Raw genomic sequence first — 13,776 nt, 5'->3', positions numbered from 1 at the left:
TCAATATGATGAATACACTCCTTGTACTACTTGCACAATTTCCATCGGCTTATGAACCATATAATCGGGTGCGTCTTTTTTCACTGTTTCAATAACATCATATCCCCAAGATACCCAAATTACATTCACCCCAGCCTTTTTACAAGCTGCTACATCTCGCTGTTCATCACCAATGTATAACATATCTTGCTCTGTTATCTTTTTCGATTTTAAAAATCTTTTTATCATTTTATCTTTACCAAACAAATTTTTAGAACAATACACTTCTTGAATATTTTCGATACCATTATTGTGCAAAAACGCCCGAATATGCTCTTCTGAGTTAGATGATATGACCGCAATACCGTATCCTGTTTTATGTAGTTCATCTAATACATCCTTCATCCCATGAAATAAAACAAGATTTTTTATAGCAGGCTGATACAATTTATAAAATTCCAAAGCTAACATCGGTAATTTATACAGTGGTACATCGAGTTGTTTACATCTCTCTGTCATCGTTAATTTACGTAAATGTTCAATTTCGTCTTCCTTTACTGCTTTATACCCATGTTTTTCAGCAAGTTGATTATAAATCGGTACAAATATATTTTGTGAATCTACTAATGTGCCATCAAAGTCAAAAACAATATATTTTTGCATCTCCATACTCCTTTTGCTTCTTTTTTCTAAACCTATGTTATTCAACAACATAGTTGTCTGTCCCTTCTATAAAAATAAAAAAGAACAAGATTTTCTCTTGTTCTTTTTAAGACAACCATTTCGGCGGTACATTCGTATTCCAATAAATATTTCCTAACTCATGATGTCCAGAGTATCCATCATCAAAACGGTGATAATGGAAATTAAAATAATAACCATCTTGCGGCGGATGATCTCTTCTTACATGGAAACGCAATAAATCATTTCCTGATTTCGTATCGTAGACGTGAAAAATCTTTTCATTATTTCCACCAGCTGGTTTTTGAGAAATCGCTAATGATTGTAGTGAATCTTCTGGTACATCACTAGCAAGCTCAGCAATTGCCTCTTCAATTTTCGGTAATATTACATCTTTAAACTCATCTTCAATTACTGGACCAATTTTAGTACCAAACTTTTGCATCGACTGCTTTTCTGCTTCTTGCATTGCATAAGTAATAAAAGTATCGGTGGTTAACCTGTCATTCGTTTCTTCATATGTATAGGACGTGCTCTCCAAACTTTGTTGCCCAGCTGTGCTCGTAGGCTTGTCCGCAGCTTTGGCATTATCAAGTAATATGGAAGGAGGCGTCACTAAACCAAATGTAAATACGGTAATTAATGCGACTAAGGTTTTTCTAAACCAATTTGGCATTTATGTTCCCTCCCCTTTCACTCATTATTTTTTTATATAACGGTGGTTTCTTCTATTATACAAAATGATTGTAATTTTTGCACTTTACAATTTTGTTAACGTTCACATATTTTTCACTTGAATATGAAATTGTAAGGTTTCATACAATAAAAATACAACAATAATAAGGAGGCGATCAGATGACTTTAGATGTCATGTATTCCGCCGCAAGCATACTCGTTTTAGTATATTTTATTTATCAATGTGTTACAGACTAGAAAAAGAGCCGTCAATGGCTCTTTTTTAATGGTAAAAATACAATCCATACAATTAATAAAATAAAAATAATGCCACCAATCACAGCTGGCAATAAATAAAACTGGGCAAGTATAACTATTCCATACAAAAGTATTGCTGGTAGTAGTAAATAACGATTTGCCTTCCATCTTAACAAAAGTAAGTTCCCTTCATCACAATATAAATGAAGAAACATCTTATTCGTAAATTCATTCCAATAATCACGTGCATAGCGAGAAATTGCAACTACAGCAAATACGAGAACAATAGCTGCAATCCACCTAGGAGTCATAATTATACTTGCAGTACTGATACATACAATTTGAATATAAAATATTCGTGCAGTACTTGTACGGAAAAATTCTTTCAAAAAAGATTCGACAATACGAGAATCAGCTTTTTTTCCTAAAAGTCTTTTAGAGTACGGAAACATCCACGGTTTTTTATTCGAACTACTCGGTTTAGCCGCATGACCACCAACTTGCATAATTCCGCTCGTCCAGCGCATGCTTTCCTCCTTTTCTTTCTCAATTTCTTTAAAAAAGAACTTTTTATAATTCATTTTCGCTTTTACTAATACACTACTTAAGAAAATTACTAAACCGATAAATAGAATTGAATAAAATGGATTTTTATAAATAAAAAATAAACTAATTCCAAAAAAGGACACACTCATAGAAAATACTACATTTTTTACAATCCATAAAACCCATCGTTTCTCCGCATGTACATGAATAAATCTCGTTAACAACGACATCATAAATCGAAATATAGTAAAGAATACCCAAAATAATAGGACTTGTATCTCTGTTACTCCGATACTTTTCATCAACACCGGTAACATAATAACGACTAATATTATATTCGTTATCGCTATTCGAACAAATGTGTACATCATGCCATACTGGACTAATTTTTGCATATGTGTTGCATACGAAATTAAAAATAAACTATCCGCTTGCTCAAAAAATGAACGAACTCCTCTCGGATATGTTACTAGATAAAATGCGAGTAATCCTAATCCGAAATAAATCGTCTCTTCCGTTGATAATTCATTTATCCATAGTGACCTATAATAGATTCCCATAAATATAAGTGCTGGTATAATAATATATAATGCGACTGTCCAATCTGTTACCGAACGTATAGACTTCCACTTCCGCTGAAGCTCATGGCGTAATCTTTTATAAAATTGTTGTTTAATCATGTTGTTCACGCCTTACGATTACATCAAAGCAGTCTAGTAATGAGCTACCCGGCATTTCCGCTAACATTTGAATAGATTCTAAATGTCCATCTGCGACTAATGTACCTTGTGAAATGAGTAAAAATCTTTCACAAATTTTTTCAGCAGTATCCAATACGTGCGTACAAAGTAAAATTCCTGCTCCGCGCTCTTTTTCTTTATATAAATAACTTAAAAACTCTTTCGTAGCTACTGGATCTAAACCGATAAAGGGTTCATCAATGATATAAAAATCTGGCTCAGTTAAAAACGCCAATATTAGCATCGATTTTTGTTTCATACCTTTTGAAAACTTTGATAAATACTCATGTTTATGCTTATCCATTCGAAAAGTATGTAATAATTGTTCCGCTCGTTCTTCCCAGCTTCCCATTTCACTTCCACGAGCAGCCATTAATAATTCAATATGTTCCCAGAGCGTCAAGTAATCATAGTATGTTGGATGTTCTGGCACGTATGCATACGGATTTTTCTTTTCACCGAATGATATTTCACCGTCCATATTTACAAGTAATCCGAGCATCGTTTTTATCGTCGTACTCTTCCCAGCACCATTTGCTCCAATAAGAGCAACTAGTTCACCTTTTTCGATAGAAAAAGCTATATCATGAATTGTTTTTTCGCCTATTTCATATCCGGCTGAGCGGATATTTACTTCTAACATGCATTTCCCCTCTTTCCATTTCCAATACAATCAAGGAAAAGAATAACATATAACTTATCTATATATCATTATAAAATATTTATTTTCATAGCAGGAAAAAACATTTTTTAACAGAATATTAAATGTTTGATTACATTTTATTGGGGTGGATAATATGTCTTTTCAAATTCGTGAAGCAACGATAGATGATATAGACGCACTTTGTTCTTTAACGAAAGAATTAAAAGGTTCCTCTATTTCCTATGAAGATATGAACAATCGATTACAATTCGTACAAATGAGTCCGTTTGATTTTTTATATGTTTACGAGGAAGAAGAAGCTATATTTGGATTACTTGGATTTCGTATACGTGAAAATTTAGAAGATGTAACACGTTATGGAGAGATTTCAATTATTAGCGTCGATTCTAACATACGACGGAAAGGCATTGGACAAGTATTGATGGATTATGCAGAGCAATTAGCAAAGAAACATAATTGCATTGGCACATGGCTAGTTAGTGGAACAAAAAGAGTAGAAGCTCATCCTTTTTACAAAAAATTAGGATATGAAGTAAATGGCTACCGATTTGTAAAACATTTTTAAACTACTTATAATTGAAGGGACTATAACTATGACAAACATTAAAGCAATTTTCATTGATCGTGACGGTACAATTGGTGGTGACACTACAATACATTATCCAGGATCTTTTACATTATTTCCATTCACAAAAACATCCTTGCAAAAACTAAAAGCTAAAAATATAAAAATTTTCTCTTTCACAAATCAACCTGGTATCGCAGATGGAATAGCAACTGTAGCCGATTTTGTACAAGAATTAGAAGGCTTCGGTTTTGATGATATTTATGTATGTCCTCATAAACACGGTGATGATTGTGAATGCCGTAAACCAAGTACAGGCATGCTGCTTAAAGCAGCAAAAAAACATGGGCTTGATTTAACACAATGTGCTGTAGTTGGTGATCGCTGGACTGATATTGTTGCAGGAGCAAAAGTAAATGCGACAACAATTCTAGTCCGAACAGGCGCTGGGTATGATGCTTTGCATACGTACCGAGACAAATGGGCACATATTGAACCAAACTACATTGCAGATAACTTTGAAGATGCAACAAACTGGGTTTTAAATCAACTATAATACAAATGAAGATTTTGATTCACTCAAAATAATTTAAAACATAGTTAAAATAGCCTTTTTGGAAAATAATTGTCTTCCATAAAACGGATCACCTCAAAAGGTAGCAAGTTCCCTTTTGATACGCAAACATTGCAATTCAAATTTTATTTTTTATTAGTAACAGCAATTAACGTAAAGAAGGAATAGCTTAGTGGCTATCCCTTCTTTATTGACTTCTATTATTTACATTTGTTATCTTTTTTTATTGAGTATTCTCATCGTTTTTATACTCCAAAATATCCCCTGGCTGACACTCCAAAGCTTTACATATCGCTTCTAATGTTGAAAAACGAACCGCTTTTGCTTTCCCATTTTTCAAAATAGAAAGATTCGCCATCGTAATTCCAACCTTCTCCGAAAGCTCCGTTACACTCATCTTTCGTTTTGCTAACATGACGTCAATATTAATAATAATTGTCATATCCGCCACCTCAGACCGTCAAATCATTTTCTGATTTTATGTTAATTGCTTCTTGTAGAAGGCGTTGAAGAATAGCAGCAAAAACAGTGATAACGAGCGAAGCAAAAACGATAATAAGTCCCACTAACCCAATAGGAGGGTCCATTTTTTTCGCTATAAAATGAAAAAGTGGTAAACCTAATACATACAAACCACTGATTGTAACTGCACAGCGCTTTATATTCTTTAACGCCTTTACAGATAACTCCGAGAACGCTGTGTTCTCATCAATGTACTGTAAAAGATTGAAAGCCTGATAAAGAGCAACGTAAAAAGGCACAGCTGCTCCATACATCACAATGAAAACAAGATATTTTATCAGAGTAATATTAGGATACAAATTCGCTGCGAAATTCGCCATTTCCGGCACTAAAAATATGCATAAAGCAAGTACTGCAATTCCAACAAGAAAAATAATTACTTTTAAGAACGTTGTTGAACTTCGTTTAAGATTCATTTACAATACCTCATTTTTTTAATGATAACATAATTTTATCATATTGTTTATCGTTTAACAATAAATAAATATCGTTTTCATTATGTTTAATTTAGGCAAAAATAAAAAAGAATTTCTCATTACAAAGAAATTCTTTTTCTTGAAAATGTCTCTTTCAACTTAATTTTTTAAAACGTTAATTCGTAATGGAAATAACGATTATCTCTCAAATAACCATTTTCAGCATATAATCGTTGTGCTGATAAATTATCAATCTCTGTTTGCAATTTTACACCTTTTGCTCCATTCTCTAATGCGTATCCTTTAGCAGCTTCTAATAATTTTTTACCTGTTCCGGCTCCACGCTTCGCCGCTTGTACAAATAAATCATTTAAAATCCATAATTCTTTCATTGAAATGGAAGAAAATGATGGATATAGTTGTGTGAACCCAATATATTCGCCGTCTTCAACTGCTACGAAAATAACGGACTCTTTTTTCTCAATTCGATTTCGTAAAAATACTTTTGCACCTTCTAAATCAGAATCCTGCCTATAAAACATGCGATAGTTATTAAAAACTGATGCTAGTCCATCTAAATCTGCAATTGTTGCCTCATATATTCTCATTTTACTCCATTCCCCTTCCAATACTGTCTCATTATATCCGTTGCCCATTTAGGCTGGTGTATTTCTTCTTTCGGCATAAACTCTTTCATTATTGGTTTTATATCCAATATAGGAGTACCATTAATAGCATCTAATCCCTCAACAATAATTGATTTACCTTCTCTTTTGATCACCTTTACAATTGTTACACCTATGCGATTCGGGCGATTTTTTCCGCGCTGTGCAAAAATACCTACTTCAGGATAATCTTTATTATTTCTAGGATGTCTAGCAAAATACTGAATTTGCTCGTCAGTTACTTTATGAAAATAAAAAACAACTTCAATATGGGAAAAATCTTCAATCCCTTGTATACTTTCTTCTGCATACATTTCAGTTAAAGTTATACGGGATCTTACTTCTCCCCACTCATCATCTTTTATTTCCTTTCTTTCATTATGTACAAATGCGATTGGTTAAACTGAAAACATACGCATTCACCCTTAAATGTAACCACTTACATTATAAAATATTTTCTGAATGTTTTCCAGATATATGAATTAAGTTTACATAATATAATTATAATCTATTTATCTAAAGCTACCTTGACTGCTTCAATTGCATGTATATAAGTCGTATCAAATATCGGGACTGATACGTTTTCTTGCTTTATTAATAAACCTATTTCCGTACAACCTAATATAATTCCTTGTGCTCCTTCTTGTACTAATTCTTCTATAACCCTTTTATAATACTCTCTAGATTGAAATACTATTTTTCCTAAACATAATTCTGTATATATTACTTCGTTTACTTTTTCTCTATTTGTTCCTGATGGTACTATTACTTTTATATCATGCTCTTCAATACGTGACTTATAGAAATCTTGCTCCATTGTATATTTAGTTCCAAGCAGACCAACCTTTTGAATGTCTTTTCTTTTAATTGCTTTTGCAGTTGCATCAGCAATATGTAAGACTGGAATATCAATTTTCTCCTTTATTTTTCCAACTACCTTATGCATTGTATTTGTACAAATGATTATAAAGTCTGCTCCTCCCTTCTGTAATGAATACGCCGCATTCGCTAAAACTTCACCTGCTCCATCCCAATCTCCTCTAGAATGGAATCTTTCAATCTCTTCAAAGTCCACACTATTAATCAAACATTTTGCTGAATGTAGCCCTCCTAATCTCTCTTTTATTTCTTCATTAATAATTCGATAATATTCAGAAGTTGATTCCCAACTCATACCACCTATAAGACCTATCGTTTTCATACAAACACCTACCTAAACTATTTTTATAAAACTAATAACAATAGTTTATTATGTATATTATACATAATAAAACAAGACTTTAAGTTTGGAATATAAAGTCCTGTTTTAACGGAAATATGGAAATAATAAAGAATAATTCTACTTTCATTTCCAAGGAAATTTTTATAGAATATTCTGAAATTAACAATCTGATGTTTTTATAAATTCTTTATACTTATAATTAAAACACTCTCGATACAGCTCTTTGATTTCATCATATGATGGAACACGTGGGTTATTAGCTGGGCTACCACTTTCAATTGCATCTGATGCCATTTTAGAAATAGCATTTTCAAATTCAATTTCATCGATTCCGTATTCTTTTAAATTTGGAATACGAAGATCAAAGCAAAGTTTTTTTATTTCACCAAGCGTGTAGTCTGCTACTTCCTCATCAGAATTCGAATACAAATCCTTATTTAAACTACGTCCAATTTTTGCTAACCTTTTCATTGCACTTGTTTTTGTAAACTCTAACACTGTAGGTAATAGTATGGCATTTGATATTCCATGCGGTACATGAAATAATGCTCCCACTGGCCTTGACATTCCATGAACTAATGTAACTGATGCATTAGAAAATGCAATTCCAGCTTGTAAGGAAGCAATCATCATCGCTTCTCTTGCCTCCATATTACGTCCATCTTCATATGCTATACGTAAATATTTCATAATACTTTCAATAGCTGAAAGAGCAAGTACATCTGTAAGTGGTTGTGAAACTTTAGAAATATACGCTTCAATCGCATGACATAATGCATCTATTCCTGTTGCTGCCGTAATTTGTGGTGGTAATGAACTTGTCAAAACTGGATCTATAATTGCTACTTTCGGTATAAAACTAGGATGCTTCATCATCATTTTTACATCTGTTTTTTTATTCGTTATTACTGCTACACTTGTAACTTCCGATCCAGTACCAGAAGTTGTTGGAATTGCAATAAGTGGTAGTGGATTGTTTTCTATTTCAATATCCTTTTGGACATAATCCTCAACTTCTCCACCATTTGTATATAAAACCGCTACTGCTTTCGCAGCATCAATACAACTTCCACCACCAATACCGATAATAAAATCACACTTTTCCTCTTTACAAAGAGATAACGCTTCCAACACGTGTATATTTGTAGGCTCAGCATCTACTTTATTATATGTACTAACAGTAATACTTTTCTTATTTAGTTGTTGTATACACTTTTCAACATATCCTAATTTCTCCATAATTGTATCAGTAACTATAAAAGCTCTTTTCCCTAACTTTTTTGATTGTTCCCCCAGTTTTTCAAGTGAATTCCTTCCATATAATACCGACTTTGGCATACGAAACTCAGAAACTTCTTGCAAGTACTCCACCCCTTCTTATCCTAATTAATATTTTATGATATAAATTATCGATTTGATGAATCTTTACGATTCGAATGTTTAATAGAGTCCTGTTAAAGTATAGAACGCGATAACTAAAAATACAGCAACCGTTTTCAAAATTGTGATAGCAAATATATCTTTATAGGACTGTTTATGTGTTAATCCTGTTACTGTAAGAATAGTAATAATAGCCCCGTTATGCGGTAGTGTATCCATTCCTCCTGATGCCATTGATACGATACGGTGCATAACTTCTAATGGAATATCAAATTGATTGGCCGCTGCAATAAATTTATCTCCCATTGCGCTTAATACTATTCCCATACCTCCTGATGCAGAGCCTGTAATTCCAGCTAAAATATTCGTCGTTACTGCACCATTCACTAACGGATTTGTGAAAGTAGCAGAGATACCATCTCTCATAATTGCGAAGCCTGGAAGTGCTGCAATGACACCACCGAATCCAAACTCAGCTCCTGTATTCATCGTTGCAAGTAGCGCTCCACCAATACTTGTATTCAATCCAGCTTGGAAACCTGTTACTACTCGCTTCCAATATAATAATAACGTTGTTAAGATCCCTATAATAAGTGCCAATTCTACAGACCAAATTCCTACTACTGCACTTAATTCTACTTTTCCAAATGCTTTCATACCAATTGCAGAAAAATCAAAACCGCTTGGATACCACTTCGGTATCATAATAGTAAACACTTTATTCATTACACCTACTAAAATAAGTGGTATAAATGCAATAAGTTGTTGTGCTCTTGTGATTTCAATGTTATTAATTAATGGCATATTTTTTTGTTCTAATTGCAAAGATGCTGCCATTTCAGTATTTCCGTCATTAAAACCAAAATATCCTTCACCTGCCGCTTTTGCCTTCTTACGTCTACTCTCTAAATATAGTAAACCTAATGTAAGAACAAAAATTGCTCCTACAATCCCAAGTATCGGTGCAGCATAAATATCCGTTTTAAAAAATGTTGTAGGTATTACATTTTGAATTTGTGGTGATCCAGGTAGTGCATCCATTGTAAACGTTACTGCTCCAAGAACAATCGTTCCAGGGATTAAACGTTTTGGAATATTAGCTTGTCGAAACAACTTAGCTGCGAACGGATAAACAGCAAACACTACTACATACACACTAACACCACTATACGTTAAAATAGCCCCCATTAATACAATCGCTAATATAGTACGTTTTTCACCGACTAACTCAATAATCGTTTTTGCAATAGAATCCGCAATTCCTGACATTTCCACTACTTTTCCAAATATTGCTCCTAATAAAAACACCGGAAAATATAACTTTATAAATCCAACCATTTTCTCCATAAAGATATTAGAAAAGAAAGGTAATACATAACTAGGTTCTGTCAAAAATACTGCAAATAATGCAAATATCGGTGCGAATAGAATAACAGAAAAGCCTCTGTATGCTACGAACATAAGTAAACTTAGTGCTAATAATATAATAACTAACTCCAATTTTACCCCTCCATTAAACAGAATATCCTAAAATTTATTGATAAACTTCTACTAATCTTTTAATTCTGACATCCCTCCTCTTATTCATACAATTTTTTCATGCTAAAAATGTCTAATTATAAATATTCGATTACATATGAAAAATCCCTTTAAACAGAAACCAATTCCTCATCATACGTTATAAAGGGATTGCTAGCATCTATATTTACTAATTTATTAAACTTTTTTCTACACAAAAATGATACAGTTCTTCAACATCTTTCACTATGTAAGTCGCACTAACTTCAGTCAGTTCTTTCTCACAGCCATAGCCATATAAAACACCAATTGAAGCAATTCCATTCTGATTCGCACCTATTATATCGTGCTTTCTATCACCGATCATTATCATTTCTTCTTTATTTAGTTCTTCATTTGTTTGTAAAATATGAGCAATTATTTCATCTTTTTTTATTCTTGTACCATCTAAATTACTTCCAATGATATCTTCGAAATAATTCGTCAATTGAAAATGCTCTATAACTTGTTTCGCAAATACAGTGGGCTTTGAAGTTGCTACAAATATGCGATTCCCTGAACTTTTTAATTGTTGCAAGAGCTTCAGAATCCCCTCATATACATTATTTTCAAACAATCCACGCTGCTTTAAATACTCACGGAAATAAAAAACAGCACGTTCAAGCTCTCCTTCACTCATATTATATCTCTCTATGAATGATTGCTGAATAGGAGGACCTATAAATGAATCTAACTCACTTACATGTACTTCTTCAATTCCTACTTTTTTTAATGCATATAAAACCGAGTTTACAATCCCTTCTTTCGGATCCGTTAAAGTTCCATCTAAATCAAATAGAAATGTTTTATACATGTTTCATTCCTCCACTTAATTTGCTGTATAAATAACTGCTAACATCTCTTCCACTTCTCCCTATTATACTATCATTATCTATTTTTTCGAAAAATCAATTTCCATATGTCACATACTTTCAGTTACAAAATACGATAGATATGATACAGTAAAAAAGTTACAATTATTTTAATAGAAACTGGTGAAACAAATGTCAATTACGTTAATTTTTATAATGGCCTTCACAATTGTGATCCACGCAGTTGAAACAAGCTCTTATAGTATTCGATTAGCCGGGGTTCGTTTAAAGAAGATTGCTGTCGCATTATCCGTCGTAGGAATCGTATTACTCATTTCAAGAACATCAAACTTACTACAAGCCTTTTTACTTGGCGGGATTGTTGACGAAGCAAAACTAGATCCTTCTATTGATTTAGAGCATATTATACGTCTTGTACTATTATCTGCTTCTATCGGTACATTGCTTGCGATTATACTGTATCCAACTTTGACAAAACTATTTGGATATGTCATTCAAAACTTTGAAACAGACGGTTCTTTCATTCGAATGATGAAAACGAATAACATTCAAAAATTAAAGTACACAAAAAAATATGTCCGCTTTCCAAAGTTAGAAATGATTCATAGATTGCGTATCGGCGGTATTCCAAAGCGTATAATGCTTATTAACATGTTCGCTACTGCAATTTATACAGCGGGGGTTCTTTCCGCACTATATGCTTCTTTTTTAATTCCAGCTTTCGCAACAAAAGCCACTACAGCTTCTGGTCTTATTAATGGCTTTGCTACTATTTTATTAACAGTGCTACTAGATCCACGTATTGCTCTTTTAACAGAGCGAGCTCTTCAATCAGAAGAAGGTGCTGAAGCAATGAGTAAAATGTATGCTTGGCTAATGATTTCTAGACTTTTTGGTACATTACTAGCTCAACTGTTATTCATACCAGGTGCTTACTGGATCACATGGATTATAAAGCTTATGAATTAAATCCACACTCTAAAAAAAGCAGGTGAGATAACAAATGACTATACAAACAGAACAAGATATCATTCGCTTAATAGAAAACGACGAATGGATGATGACTGTATTACAAATGGCAAAATCACTAGAGCTACCTGATTGGTGGGTTTGTGCCGGCTTTGTTCGTTCTAAAATTTGGGATACTTTACACGACTACGAAATAAGAACAGATACGCCTGATGTAGATGTTATTTATTACGATTGTCTACATAAAGACGAAACATATGAAAAGTTATTAGAAACGAAACTAATGAATATGGATGCCACTATCCCTTGGTCAATAAAAAATCAAGCTCGTATGCATGTAATGAATAACATGCCGCCATATTCTTCTTCTGTTGATGCTATTTCTAAATTTCCTGAAACAGCAACGGCATTAGGAGTTACATTAGATGACCAAAACAATATTATATTAGCATCTCCATGCGGAATCGAAGATGTACTTTCACTACAAGTGAGACCAACAGCTCATTTTCTTGAATCGAAAGAACGATTACATATGTACAAAAACAGAGTTATAAAAAAGAATTGGCAAAGTAAGTGGCCTAACATCACAATCACATATCCAGAAATATAGAAAGGGTGCCCCTCATTTATAGAAGCACCCTTTTCTTCATTTCAAAAAATATATGACTGTTTCTGCAAACCTATCTGCTTCCTCATAATGAGGTGAATGACCGCTCTCTTCAAATACGATATACTTGCCGTTTCGGGCATCTTTATTACATGTTTTAATTTGTTCTTCACACGTTACTACATCATGTTTTCCTACAATTAATAACATTTGATTCTGTACTTCTTTTATTTTATATAATAATGACGTATGACATGAGCCCTCTAATTTTAATCTATCAAAATGAATTTGAGAGCGATTTGAAAATACTTCCCACTCTTCATCACTGTATAAACTCTCATCTGTCCTATCTTCCTTATTATTGTAAATCTCCATTCTTTTTTCTTCTAATTCATTGCTTAGTCTTATATAAGCTTCTAACAACTCTTTTGAACTAGCATTGCTAGATGAATAAGCAAAGCACTCTTTTGCTACTTCTTCTTTTCCATGCTTTTTTAATAAATGCCCTGTCTTTTGCAACAAAGCTCTACTTGTTAATGCAAAGTCGAAAGTTGGCCCTTCAAATATTATTTTCTCTATTGAACTTGGATATATCGACGCATATAACAATGCTAAATAGCCACCGAAAGAATGTCCAATTACAGACCACTTTTCAATTTGTAATGCTTTTCTTAGTTCCTCAGCGTCTTCAACTAAATCAATTAGTCCAAAAGGTTCTTCTTCTGAAATTACTTCTGAACGACAAACACCTCTTTGATCTATCATAATTACATATAGAGAATCTTTTAAACGTTCCGCTTGATGAAATGAAAAATCATAGCAACTTTCTCCCGGTCCACCATGCAAGTATAAGACCGGCTTATTTTTAGGATTTCCATGCGTTTCAACGTATAGCTTTTTCCCTCTAATGTTCATGTATTTCC

17 protein-coding genes are annotated in these 13,776 nt (G+C 33.1%); 4 read left to right on the top strand and 13 right to left on the bottom strand.

Annotated elements, in window-relative coordinates; translation table 11 throughout:
* The 4 genes from QCI81_RS24840 to QCI81_RS24825 form a co-directional block, all read right to left on the bottom strand.
* Entirely contained in the window at positions 1-642 is a 642-nt protein-coding gene (locus QCI81_RS24840) for an HAD family hydrolase (RefSeq protein ID WP_053564610.1), read from the bottom strand.
* 106 nt (positions 643-748) lie between these two features.
* Positions 749-1,336 (bottom strand): YpjP family protein, encoded by a 588-nt coding sequence (locus tag QCI81_RS24835; protein WP_001134421.1) that lies wholly within the window; start codon positions 1,334-1,336, stop codon positions 749-751.
* A 268-nt stretch (positions 1,337-1,604) separates the two neighbouring features.
* Positions 1,605-2,819 carry an ABC transporter permease gene (locus tag QCI81_RS24830; protein ID WP_000595455.1) on the bottom strand — a complete coding sequence of 405 codons (1,215 nt, stop codon included), beginning with the start codon at positions 2,817-2,819 and terminating at the stop codon, positions 1,605-1,607.
* Complete coding sequence (locus QCI81_RS24825) at positions 2,812-3,522, bottom strand: ABC transporter ATP-binding protein (protein ID WP_000895234.1); 711 nt, start codon at positions 3,520-3,522, stop codon at positions 2,812-2,814. The genes QCI81_RS24830 and QCI81_RS24825 overlap by 8 nt, the downstream gene beginning before the upstream one ends.
* 154 nt (positions 3,523-3,676) lie before the next feature.
* Here QCI81_RS24825 and QCI81_RS24820 point away from each other — a divergent pair, with 154 nt between their 5' ends.
* Positions 3,677-4,108, top strand: a complete 432-nt coding sequence (locus tag QCI81_RS24820) for a GNAT family N-acetyltransferase (RefSeq protein ID WP_000009776.1) — start codon at positions 3,677-3,679, stop codon at positions 4,106-4,108.
* Positions 4,109-4,136: 28 nt separating this feature from the next.
* Positions 4,137-4,664 (top strand): HAD-IIIA family hydrolase, encoded by a 528-nt coding sequence (locus QCI81_RS24815; protein WP_049107737.1) that lies wholly within the window; start codon positions 4,137-4,139, stop codon positions 4,662-4,664.
* A gap of 241 nt (positions 4,665-4,905) precedes the next feature.
* Here QCI81_RS24815 and QCI81_RS24810 read toward each other — a convergent pair whose 3' ends face one another.
* The 8 genes from QCI81_RS24810 to QCI81_RS24775 all read right to left on the bottom strand — a co-directional run bounded on the left by QCI81_RS24810 (position 4,906) and on the right by QCI81_RS24775 (position 11,258).
* Positions 4,906-5,124 carry a helix-turn-helix domain-containing protein gene (locus QCI81_RS24810; RefSeq protein WP_000152534.1) on the bottom strand — a complete coding sequence of 73 codons (219 nt, stop codon included), beginning with the start codon at positions 5,122-5,124 and terminating at the stop codon, positions 4,906-4,908.
* A 10-nt stretch (positions 5,125-5,134) separates the two neighbouring features.
* Positions 5,135-5,620 (bottom strand): DUF2975 domain-containing protein, encoded by a 486-nt coding sequence (locus QCI81_RS24805; protein WP_071730092.1) that lies wholly within the window; start codon positions 5,618-5,620, stop codon positions 5,135-5,137.
* Between the two features lie 167 nt (positions 5,621-5,787).
* Positions 5,788-6,228 (bottom strand): GNAT family N-acetyltransferase, encoded by a 441-nt coding sequence (locus QCI81_RS24800; RefSeq protein ID WP_071730091.1) that lies wholly within the window; start codon positions 6,226-6,228, stop codon positions 5,788-5,790.
* Positions 6,225-6,680 carry an SAM-dependent methyltransferase gene (locus QCI81_RS24795; RefSeq protein ID WP_257206299.1) on the bottom strand — a complete coding sequence of 152 codons (456 nt, stop codon included), beginning with the start codon at positions 6,678-6,680 and terminating at the stop codon, positions 6,225-6,227. The genes QCI81_RS24800 and QCI81_RS24795 overlap by 4 nt, the downstream gene beginning before the upstream one ends.
* 113 nt (positions 6,681-6,793) lie before the next feature.
* Complete coding sequence (locus QCI81_RS24790; RefSeq protein ID WP_071730089.1) at positions 6,794-7,486, bottom strand: aspartate/glutamate racemase family protein; 693 nt, start codon at positions 7,484-7,486, stop codon at positions 6,794-6,796.
* 180 nt (positions 7,487-7,666) lie between these two features.
* On the bottom strand, positions 7,667-8,869 hold the full coding sequence (locus tag QCI81_RS24785) for an iron-containing alcohol dehydrogenase (protein ID WP_071730087.1): 1,203 nt from the start codon (positions 8,867-8,869) through the stop codon (positions 7,667-7,669).
* A 78-nt stretch (positions 8,870-8,947) separates the two neighbouring features.
* Entirely contained in the window at positions 8,948-10,387 is a 1,440-nt protein-coding gene (locus QCI81_RS24780) for a GntP family permease (protein ID WP_000424326.1), read from the bottom strand.
* Positions 10,388-10,595: 208 nt separating this feature from the next.
* Positions 10,596-11,258 (bottom strand): HAD family hydrolase, encoded by a 663-nt coding sequence (locus QCI81_RS24775; RefSeq protein ID WP_000278491.1) that lies wholly within the window; start codon positions 11,256-11,258, stop codon positions 10,596-10,598.
* Positions 11,259-11,448: 190 nt separating this feature from the next.
* Between QCI81_RS24775 and QCI81_RS24770 the strand changes: the two genes are divergently transcribed.
* The gene (locus QCI81_RS24770) at positions 11,449-12,246 is read left to right on the top strand and encodes a lipid II flippase Amj family protein (protein WP_000028911.1); all 798 of its coding nucleotides are present in this window, start codon (positions 11,449-11,451) and stop codon (positions 12,244-12,246) included.
* A 34-nt stretch (positions 12,247-12,280) separates the two neighbouring features.
* The gene (locus tag QCI81_RS24765) at positions 12,281-12,856 is read left to right on the top strand and encodes a nucleotidyltransferase family protein (RefSeq protein WP_071730085.1); all 576 of its coding nucleotides are present in this window, start codon (positions 12,281-12,283) and stop codon (positions 12,854-12,856) included.
* Between the two features lie 36 nt (positions 12,857-12,892).
* Here the strand turns inward: QCI81_RS24765 and QCI81_RS24760 are convergent, their stop codons facing one another.
* Positions 12,893-13,768 carry an alpha/beta fold hydrolase gene (locus QCI81_RS24760; RefSeq protein ID WP_353810945.1) on the bottom strand — a complete coding sequence of 292 codons (876 nt, stop codon included), beginning with the start codon at positions 13,766-13,768 and terminating at the stop codon, positions 12,893-12,895.
* Positions 13,769-13,776: the final 8 nt, after the last annotated feature.

This window comes from Bacillus cereus group sp. MG20 (genome assembly GCF_040459885.1).
In the GTDB taxonomy this organism is placed as follows: domain Bacteria; phylum Bacillota; class Bacilli; order Bacillales; family Bacillaceae_G; genus Bacillus_A; species Bacillus_A cereus.
The sequence above is the reverse complement of the archived record's forward strand: the minus strand, read 5'-3'. Positions and strand labels throughout refer to the sequence as shown.

Bases quoted from the DNA above. Each gene is read 5' to 3' on its own strand.
- QCI81_RS24840 (WP_053564610.1), bottom strand. From the start codon at position 642: ATGCAAAAATATATTGTTTTTGACTTTGATGGCACATTAGTAGATTCA.
- QCI81_RS24835 (WP_001134421.1), bottom strand. From the start codon at position 1,336: ATGCCAAATTGGTTTAGAAAAACCTTAGTCGCATTAATTACCGTATTT.
- QCI81_RS24830 (WP_000595455.1), bottom strand. From the start codon at position 2,819: ATGATTAAACAACAATTTTATAAAAGATTACGCCATGAGCTTCAGCGG.
- QCI81_RS24825 (WP_000895234.1), bottom strand. From the start codon at position 3,522: ATGTTAGAAGTAAATATCCGCTCAGCCGGATATGAAATAGGCGAAAAA.
- QCI81_RS24820 (WP_000009776.1), top strand. From the start codon at position 3,677: ATGTCTTTTCAAATTCGTGAAGCAACGATAGATGATATAGACGCACTT.
- QCI81_RS24815 (WP_049107737.1), top strand. From the start codon at position 4,137: ATGACAAACATTAAAGCAATTTTCATTGATCGTGACGGTACAATTGGT.
- QCI81_RS24810 (WP_000152534.1), bottom strand. From the start codon at position 5,124: ATGACAATTATTATTAATATTGACGTCATGTTAGCAAAACGAAAGATG.
- QCI81_RS24805 (WP_071730092.1), bottom strand. From the start codon at position 5,620: ATGAATCTTAAACGAAGTTCAACAACGTTCTTAAAAGTAATTATTTTT.
- QCI81_RS24800 (WP_071730091.1), bottom strand. From the start codon at position 6,228: ATGAGAATATATGAGGCAACAATTGCAGATTTAGATGGACTAGCATCA.
- QCI81_RS24790 (WP_071730089.1), bottom strand. From the start codon at position 7,486: ATGAAAACGATAGGTCTTATAGGTGGTATGAGTTGGGAATCAACTTCT.
- QCI81_RS24775 (WP_000278491.1), bottom strand. From the start codon at position 11,258: ATGTATAAAACATTTCTATTTGATTTAGATGGAACTTTAACGGATCCG.
- QCI81_RS24770 (WP_000028911.1), top strand. From the start codon at position 11,449: ATGTCAATTACGTTAATTTTTATAATGGCCTTCACAATTGTGATCCAC.
- QCI81_RS24765 (WP_071730085.1), top strand. From the start codon at position 12,281: ATGACTATACAAACAGAACAAGATATCATTCGCTTAATAGAAAACGAC.
- QCI81_RS24760 (WP_353810945.1), bottom strand. From the start codon at position 13,768: ATGAACATTAGAGGGAAAAAGCTATACGTTGAAACGCATGGAAATCCT.